The organism is Mycobacterium sp. (assembly GCF_032159765.1).
GTDB lineage: Bacteria > Actinomycetota > Actinomycetes > Mycobacteriales > Mycobacteriaceae > Mycobacterium.
In genome coordinates, this window is the sequence record NZ_JAVHWM010000166.1 from 1 (window position 1) to 7471 (window position 7471).

The 7471-nt window shown below is 63.6% G+C and carries 9 protein-coding genes; 5 read left to right on the plus strand and 4 right to left on the minus strand.

Annotated features, from left to right (window positions below; translation table 11 throughout):
- From QOH60_RS20025 to QOH60_RS20045, 5 genes are all read left to right on the plus strand, one after another.
- Window positions 1-722 (plus strand): AAA family ATPase (locus QOH60_RS20025; RefSeq protein ID WP_526423608.1); only part of this gene is annotated, 722 nt, incomplete at its 5' end.
- A gap of 13 nt (window positions 723-735) precedes the next feature.
- Window positions 736-1188, plus strand: coding sequence for a thioredoxin (gene trxA, locus QOH60_RS20030; RefSeq protein WP_526423610.1), 453 nt, complete (start codon window positions 736-738; stop codon window positions 1186-1188).
- Window positions 1185-1448, plus strand: a complete 264-nt coding sequence (locus QOH60_RS20035; RefSeq protein ID WP_526423612.1) for a UBP-type zinc finger domain-containing protein — start codon at window positions 1185-1187, stop codon at window positions 1446-1448. Before trxA ends, QOH60_RS20035 begins: the two co-directional genes overlap by 4 nt.
- Window positions 1441-3129, plus strand: a complete 1689-nt coding sequence (locus QOH60_RS20040) for an FAD-dependent oxidoreductase (protein ID WP_526423614.1) — start codon at window positions 1441-1443, stop codon at window positions 3127-3129. Before QOH60_RS20035 ends, QOH60_RS20040 begins: the two co-directional genes overlap by 8 nt.
- 564 nt (window positions 3130-3693) lie before the next feature.
- Window positions 3694-3981: a hypothetical protein gene (locus QOH60_RS20045; protein ID WP_526423616.1), complete on the plus strand. Its 288-nt coding sequence runs from the start codon at window positions 3694-3696 to the stop codon at window positions 3979-3981.
- Between the two features lie 326 nt (window positions 3982-4307).
- Here the strand turns inward: QOH60_RS20045 and QOH60_RS20050 are convergent, their stop codons facing one another.
- From QOH60_RS20050 to QOH60_RS20065, 4 genes are all read right to left on the minus strand, one after another.
- Window positions 4308-5120: a transglutaminase-like domain-containing protein gene (locus tag QOH60_RS20050; protein ID WP_526423618.1), complete on the minus strand. Its 813-nt coding sequence runs from the start codon at window positions 5118-5120 to the stop codon at window positions 4308-4310.
- A gap of 106 nt (window positions 5121-5226) precedes the next feature.
- Window positions 5227-5925, minus strand: coding sequence for an N-formylglutamate amidohydrolase (locus tag QOH60_RS20055; RefSeq protein ID WP_526423620.1), 699 nt, complete (start codon window positions 5923-5925; stop codon window positions 5227-5229).
- Window positions 5926-5940: 15 nt separating this feature from the next.
- Window positions 5941-6669, minus strand: coding sequence for a proteasome-type protease (locus tag QOH60_RS20060; protein ID WP_526423622.1), 729 nt, complete (start codon window positions 6667-6669; stop codon window positions 5941-5943).
- A gap of 458 nt (window positions 6670-7127) precedes the next feature.
- Window positions 7128-7471 (minus strand): hypothetical protein (locus QOH60_RS20065; protein ID WP_526423623.1); only part of this gene is annotated, 344 nt, incomplete at its 5' end.

The window sequence follows — 7471 nt, forward strand, 5'->3', positions numbered from 1 at the left end:
ACAACACGGTCCGGCTTGACATGAGCGAGTACCAGGAGCGGCACACAGTGAGCCGGTTGGTCGGTGCGCCACCGGGATACGTCGGCTACGAGGAGGGCGGCCAGCTCACCGAAGCGGTGCGTCGCAAACCCTACTCGGTGGTGCTGCTCGACGAGATCGAAAAGGCGCACGCCGATGTGTTCAACACCCTGCTGCAGGTGCTCGACGACGGCCGGCTCACCGATGCCCAGGGACGTCAGGTCGACTTCCGCAACACGGTGGTCATCATGACCTCCAACATCGGATCGCACTACCTACTCGACGGCGTCACCGCGGACGGCGAGATCAAGCCCGACGCGCGCGACCGGGTGATGGCCGAGCTGCGCGGACACTTCCGGCCCGAGTTCCTCAACCGCGTCGACGACATCGTGTTGTTCACCCCGCTGTCGATGCCGCAGCTCGAACGGATCGTCGAGCTGCAGCTGGCCGAGCTGCGGGATCGGTTGGTGGAAAGGCAAATCGAGCTCGACATCACCCCGGACGCCCGCCGGATGATCGCCGAACACGGCTACGATCCGGTGTACGGGGCGCGGCCGCTGCGCCGCTATATCGCGCACGAGGTGGAGACCAAGATCGGCCGGGCGTTGCTACGCGGCGACATCGCGGGCGGTGGCAAGATCCGCATCACCGTTGAGAATGGCGAACTCGCCGTGGACTATTCGGAACCGGCCCTGGCGGCCTGACCGAGGAGGCGCCATGGAAACTGACATCGTGACGTGCCCGCACTGCGGAAAACGCAACCGGGTACCCGCGGCGGCTGCGGGGAAGCCCCGGTGCGCCAACTGTCACCAGTGGTTGCCGTGGATCGCGGCGGCTGGCGACGGGGACTTTGCCGACGTCGCCGAAAAGTCCTCGGTTCCAGTACTTGTCGACCTGTGGGCGAGCTGGTGTGGACCGTGCCGCATGGTGAGTCCGGCGCTGGAGCAGCTCGCCACCGAACGCGCCGGACAACTCAAACTCGTCAAGGTCGACGTGGACAAGGCACCGGCGATTTCGCAGCGGTTCACTGTGCAGGCAGTGCCGACACTGCTGCTGCTTGACCACGGGCAAATACTGGCGCGGCAAGCGGGCGCCGCTCCCGTTGCGGCGCTGCGCAATTGGCTGGACCAGGCGTTGTCGACCGGCAGCGGGAAGGACGTACGGTCATGACATCCGTGTATATAGATCCACACGTGGCGGCGATCCGCCAGGTGCGGCCGCGCACGAACGGCTGCGAGGAATGTCTCCGGCTCGGCACACCGTGGGTCCACTTGCGGCTGTGCCTGACGTGCGGACACGTCGGCTGCTGCGACTCGTCACCGATGCGGCATGCCCGAGCGCACGCGCACACTGTGGACCACCCGATCGTGCAGTCCATGGAGCCCGGCGAGAAGTGGCGCTGGTGCTACGTCCATGAGAACTATGTCTGAGCTCGCCATGGACCGGCGCGAATCGCCGTCGATGGCGGAAACCCCCGACATCTACGGCGCGTATCCGCGACTGTCCGACGATCAGATTGGCACCCTCGAGGCGGGCGGCGCTCGGCGCGCCGTCGACACGGGCGAAACGCTTGTCCGCGAGGGTGAGCGATCCGACTACTTCTTCGTCATTCTGTCCGGCAAAGTCGCCGTCACCACGACCGACGACGCGGGCAATCGGCACGTGATCCGGGTACATGGCCCCGGGCGGTTCCTCGGGGAGCTGGGCGACCTCGAAGGCCAAGCCGCCTTCTACACCGCCGAAGTGGTGGAACCCGGCGAAGTACTCGTGGTACCGACCGAGCGGGTGCGGGCCCTGGTCGCCCACGATCCGGTGCTCAGTGACCTCATCCTGCGCGCATACCTGTTACGCCGCTCGCTGCTCATCCAGGAAGAATCCGGATTCCGGATCATCGGCTCCTGCTATTCGCCGGACACCACCCGGTTGCGGGAATTCGCAGCGCGAAACCGATTGCCGCACAGATGGATTGACCTGGAACGTGACAAGCACGCCGAACGGCTGCTGCAGCGGTTCGGAGTATCGCCCCAAGACGCCCCGGTGGTGATCTGGGGCGGTGAGGTGCTGCGTAACCCGACCAACACCGAGCTGGCGCGCCGGGTGGGACTGCAGGTACCCGATACGGTGCCCGACGAATGCGACGTCGTCGTGGTGGGCGCCGGTCCGGCGGGACTGGGCGCCGCGGTGTATGCCGCGTCGGACGGCCTGACCACGGCGGCGATGGAGCGGATCGCAACCGGCGGGCAGGCCGGGACGTCGTCGAAGATCGAGAACTATCTCGGATTCCCCGGCGGAATCTCAGGAGCCGACCTTTCCGAACGGGCAGTGCTGCAGGCCGGCAAGTTCGGAGCGCGGATCATCGTCTCCGCGGAGATCACTCAGCTGGAATCCGGCGGCGGCCAGCACCGGCTAACGCTCGCGGACGGTGGGTCGGTGGCGGCCAGGGCCGTGGTGCTGGCCACGGGAGCCAGGTATCGAAGGCTCGCCGTCCCGGGAATCGACTCATTCGCAGGCAACGGCGTGTACTACGCCGCCACCTTTCAAGAAGCGTTGATGTGCGGAACGGGGCCGGTCGTCATCGTCGGCGGTGGTAACTCCGCCGGCCAGGCGGCGATCTTCCTCGCCGGGCGGGTTTCCCGGGTGTACTTGGTGATCCGGGGCGACGACCTGAACAAGAGCATGTCCCGATATCTCGTCGACCAGATCAACCGGCACCCCAGAGTGACTGTCCGGTCGTGCACCGAGATCCGGGAGGTACACGGAAACGGTGCACTCAGCGCGGTGGTGACCGAGGACAAACGAACCGGCGAGCGGCACTCGATCCAGACCCGCGCCCTGTTCGTCTTCATCGGCGCGGATCCCAATACCTCATGGCTCGCCGGAGCCATCGAACTCGACGACCGCGGCTTCGTGCCGACCGGCCCGGCAGCGCTGTACTCGGACGCCGACGGTGCCCGGCGCAGCACCCAGCGCCAGCCGATGATGCTGGAAACCAGCCAACCCGGTGTGTTCGCGGTGGGGGACGTGCGTAGCGGCTCGGTCAAACGGGTGGCCTCCGCGGTCGGCGAGGGATCGATAGCGATCCGCCAAGTCCACGAGTACTTCGGGATGTAGTCGGCTACGCAAACCGCCTCGACCGGTCACTGCCCCGGTATTCGGCAACTGACCGGTTCAAATCCGGTCAGCCCGACACAGAAACGCAGGCCTTGAACTGCGGTGATGCGCCCGCGATACCTCGACCATAGTTCAGCTTCGCATCGCTGGGGACTACAGGACCCAGCTCTGCGACTGGCTGTGGCGCACTTGTCCGATCGTCAAGTGCTGCGATCTGCGGCATTGAGTTCTATCGCTCATCGCGGGGGACCAGTCCGGGACCACCCCATCGTCGCGACGCCAACCCCCGGTGAGCTCTCGACCACGCCAAAAGCGACCTCATAGTCGTTAGCGGCGCACCCCGAATTTGCGCGGTGAACGCGGACGCGGCCAATTCAAGCGATTCGTGTACAAATTTGCCGATCAGCCAGAGATCCTCCTCTACCGCAACCTGTATAGGAGGTCTGACCCTGGTCACCTGCTAGGATAGAACCGCAGGTCAGCGGCGACCACGCCCGCTGTGATCCTCGAAATTCCGATCATCAGCAGGGCCCGCCGTGCCGTTTGCTCGTCGAGAGGAGTCCAATGACCACCTACTACACGGAAGGTTTCTTCGGGGTCGTCTCGTTTCAGACCGACCCGCACCACGACATCAACGCCGACGCGAAATTCTGGAGCCCTGACACCGAGAGGTGGGTCGACTGCCCCGGCTCGACCGGCATCGGGACCGACGTGCTTTACAGCGTCGATTTTTACCCCATCCCCGCGGACGCGGTCGAAGAGATGCAGACGCGTTGCCGCGACCTCATGGCACGAAGGGCCGCGCCCGGATCGACAAGCGGCTATATGCCGACGCCGAGACCGTCGCGCTGAGGTGACGGCACGCTGCCCGTTCGAGCGTCTGAGCCGCTTGCCCGAGAGGAGACCCGACCTCATGACCACTTACTACAAGGAAGCATTCGGGATCGTTTCGTTCGATAGGAACCTTCCATCAACGCCGACGCCAAGTGCTGGCATCCTGACGACGATCTACGGCGGCCAGCAGACGGGCAAGCAGTCCGGCGCTCGGCGCAGGTTCCCACGCCGGCGCCACCGCCCGCACCTGAACAATAAGAAGCCTCTCGAGCTGCATGCGGCGGTATCGCCGCCAGCTGTTGCTCCGCGGCCTGGCAGACTGCGCGCAGTCGATGGCTGGTTACTCAATCGGCGGGTACTTCGTCGGCCCATACCCTGAAGCTCGTCAATGTGTTGGGGCCGAACGTGTTGCTGAGTGCGACGTCGGCGGCGTCGCGGCCACGCGCGATCAGCACCCTGCCGATGCGCGGCGTGTTGTTGCGGGCGTCGAAGATATGCCATTGCCCGCCGAGGAACACCTCGAACCAAGCAGCGAAATCCATCGGATCGTCCACTGGGGGCACACCGATGTCGCCGAGGTATCCGGTGCAGTAGCGCGCGGGGATGTTCATGCAGCGACAGAAGGCCACGGCAAGATGCGTGAAATCGCGGCAGACGCCGGTCCGGTCGTAGAAAGCTTCGAGCGCCGTCCGTGTCATGCGCGCGTGCTCGTAGCCGAATGTGAGATGTCGGTGAACGTAGTCGCAGATTGCCTGAACGCGGCCCCATCCCGGTGGCGTCTGCTCAAAGAGATTCCACCCCGTCTCCGATAGCCGATCGGTTTCGCAATACCGGCTCCCGAGCAGGAAGACAAGGGTGTCCTCGGGCAGGTCCGGCACGGGAATCTGTTGTGCCTGAGGAACAATGACGTCGGGGAGTCCAGTGTCGTTGACGAACGCATCGGCCCAGACGCGCGTGCGGCCCGCGGGCGCGACAATGCGGGTACACCAGTTGCCGAAACCGTCACGATAGGCCGCCATCGGGACTGGCGGATCGACCACCAGGTCGTCACGGCCGATCAGATCGGACACGCGGGTGAAGTGGACGTTGAGGTTGAAAATTATCGGGGTGGGCTGCGGGCAGTCGTAGATCATTTCGAAGCCGACGTGAATCTGCATTAGTTCTCTCCGGTATCCGGCAGGTGAGGCTCGCGCATGACCACCAACGTAAGTGGTGGAAAGGTTCTCGTGTGTGCTCCTTAGCGCAGGACGTGAATCACCGCGCTCACGCCGCAGATGCCGTGCGAAACGAATCGATCAGCATGCGCCGCAACGCCGTCCAGCGGCAGCCCGCGGCAAAAACGATGCCCTGATTGACTTCCAGTTCGATTCCGACGTAGTCGCACTCCGCGAAGCGCAGACGCAAGTGCGAAGTCAACCCGTCTCCTTTGCCGGCATAGGGGTAATTGCGGCGTACGCGAAGTTCCGGAGCAGATGCCACGAGCGTTTCCTTCCAGCGGGCACAGATTTCGGTCTCCCCGCGCCGCCCGGGGTGGTAGAGCAAACCTACATCGGCGCCGCGCACCCTGCCATCTAGCTCCGCGGTAAAGCTGTGCGCCGAAATGTGGATCACGCGATGCCCGCGCGCTACCGCTTGCCTGACGAGACGCTCCACTTGCATGCGATAGGGCCGGTAATGCTCGTCGACGATCTGCGCCCGGGTTTGCGCCGGCGCGGCGCGGGTCACCGCCGAAAAGAGTTGTGGGTGCCCGATCGAGCGATTGAGATCGATAACCAGACGGCTGACAGTTGAAGCCACCAGCGGCGCCGCGAAGGCAGTGGCGAGTGCCTTCGCCAAGACCAAAGAACCGGGGTCATAGCCGCGGTGGGAATTCAGCAGCGCCCATTGTCCCCGAAACAGCCGGCGGTAGGGCGCAGGTATCCGGTTGCCGCCGTGTTCACAGGTGATGATGAAGGCATCCATCGTCGTGACAATCCGTCACCAGCGCAACTCGGGCAAATGGCGAAACACCTGCCGCACACCTTCGCCCCACTCGTCGCTGAGGGCGGTGAAATAGGGGTCCCCCTCATCGAATCGCCGCCGCCACTGCACCTCGAGGCTGTCCCGTTCGTAGCAAATCAGGTCGATCGGCATACCGACCGACAAATTGCTACGCATGGTCGAATCGAAAGACACCAGCACACACTTCGTGGCGTCTGCGAGGGGCGTGTGTTGCGTGATTACGCGGTCGAGGATTGGTTTTCCGTACTTGGTTTCACCGGTCTGAAGGAAGGGCGTGTCGGTCCCCGCTTCGATGAAATTGCCTTCGGCATAGGTTCGGAACAGCCGTATCGGCTCGCCGACGATCTGCCCACCGACGATGAAGGAGGCATTGAAGCGGATGTCGTTCTCTTCTAGGTATCCGGCGTCGCGTTTCTCGATATCGCGCGTCGCGTCGGAGACCAGCCTCACGACGTCGAACATCGTCCGGGCACCCAAGATATTGGTTGCCGCGTCAGCGTCAGCACAACGCTGTGTCAATAGGCTGATGACGGCTTGGGTTCCGGCCAGGTTTCCCGAACTCAGCAGAACGACAACACGGTTGCCGCGACGCTCGAATACCGTCATCTTGCAGAATTTGGCGAAGTTATCCACGCCCGCATTCGTACGAGAGTCCGAGGCGAAAATAATGCCCTTGTCGAGCATTACGCTGATGCAGTAAGTCACGCAATGCGCCTTGTGTCCAATCGACTCCCCGTTCGTAGTCGCACGTGCTTCTGGCCGTGTGGCAGACATGCAGATGAGAGCGATTCCCCGTCCGGATTTGATCCTGCACCGATGTCGTCGAGAGTAACCCGGCCGCTGATTCTTTGTGGCGCGGGCGCGGATCGGACAGCATGTTGGGGACCAGCTTGGGACCCCACGTTATGCGCGATGGTGAAACGACCTGCGCGTCTGCGCGCGTCTTGCACGACCACAGATGGGCACCTACTTGCGGTGACCTGCGGAAACGCGTTCCCCCCATTTTCTGGGGGTCAATGGCCGCCGGTTCAAATCCTGTCAGCCCCGACTAGAGAACTAGCAGGTGAGAGGCGGTTTCGGAGAAATCCGGGCCGCCTTTTTCTGAACCCGCCCGGGGGTACGTAGCGCAATCGGTGCTGGCAGCACGCCAGAGGCTCCCGCTATCAGGCGTTGTCTCTGGACTCCGGAAAATCCGGATAGGCGGGGTAGGCGTCATCCCAGCCCAACTCGTGGCGCAATAGACAACCGAACCGAACCCAATCAAAGCCCCTGAGCCAGGTGCCTCTCGTCAGGGACTCGGCAAGCGAGTCCAGGAATGTGTCGTCCGCTTCCGCTGCCGGCATCGTCGCCTGTGTCATCAACTGTTTGATGTCGATGTCGTCGCGTTCATCGAGGGCCTTGACCATCGGTTTCAACCAGTTGCTGGTTTCGCCCCTCATCGCGTCCCCCTGCGCTCGTCCTAAGCTTCTTTCCTTAATCAGACGAGCTACGGTGTCCTCCGGTTCAG

Excerpts from the sequence above, each read along its gene's own strand:
- trxA (WP_526423610.1), top strand. The coding sequence starts at position 736 with ATGGAAACTGACATCGTGACGTGCCCGCACTGCGGAAAACGCAACCGG.
- QOH60_RS20035 (WP_526423612.1), top strand. The coding sequence starts at position 1,185 with ATGACATCCGTGTATATAGATCCACACGTGGCGGCGATCCGCCAGGTG.
- QOH60_RS20040 (WP_526423614.1), top strand. The coding sequence starts at position 1,441 with ATGTCTGAGCTCGCCATGGACCGGCGCGAATCGCCGTCGATGGCGGAA.
- QOH60_RS20045 (WP_526423616.1), top strand. The coding sequence starts at position 3,694 with ATGACCACCTACTACACGGAAGGTTTCTTCGGGGTCGTCTCGTTTCAG.
- QOH60_RS20050 (WP_526423618.1), bottom strand. The coding sequence starts at position 5,120 with ATGCAGATTCACGTCGGCTTCGAAATGATCTACGACTGCCCGCAGCCC.
- QOH60_RS20055 (WP_526423620.1), bottom strand. The coding sequence starts at position 5,925 with ATGGATGCCTTCATCATCACCTGTGAACACGGCGGCAACCGGATACCT.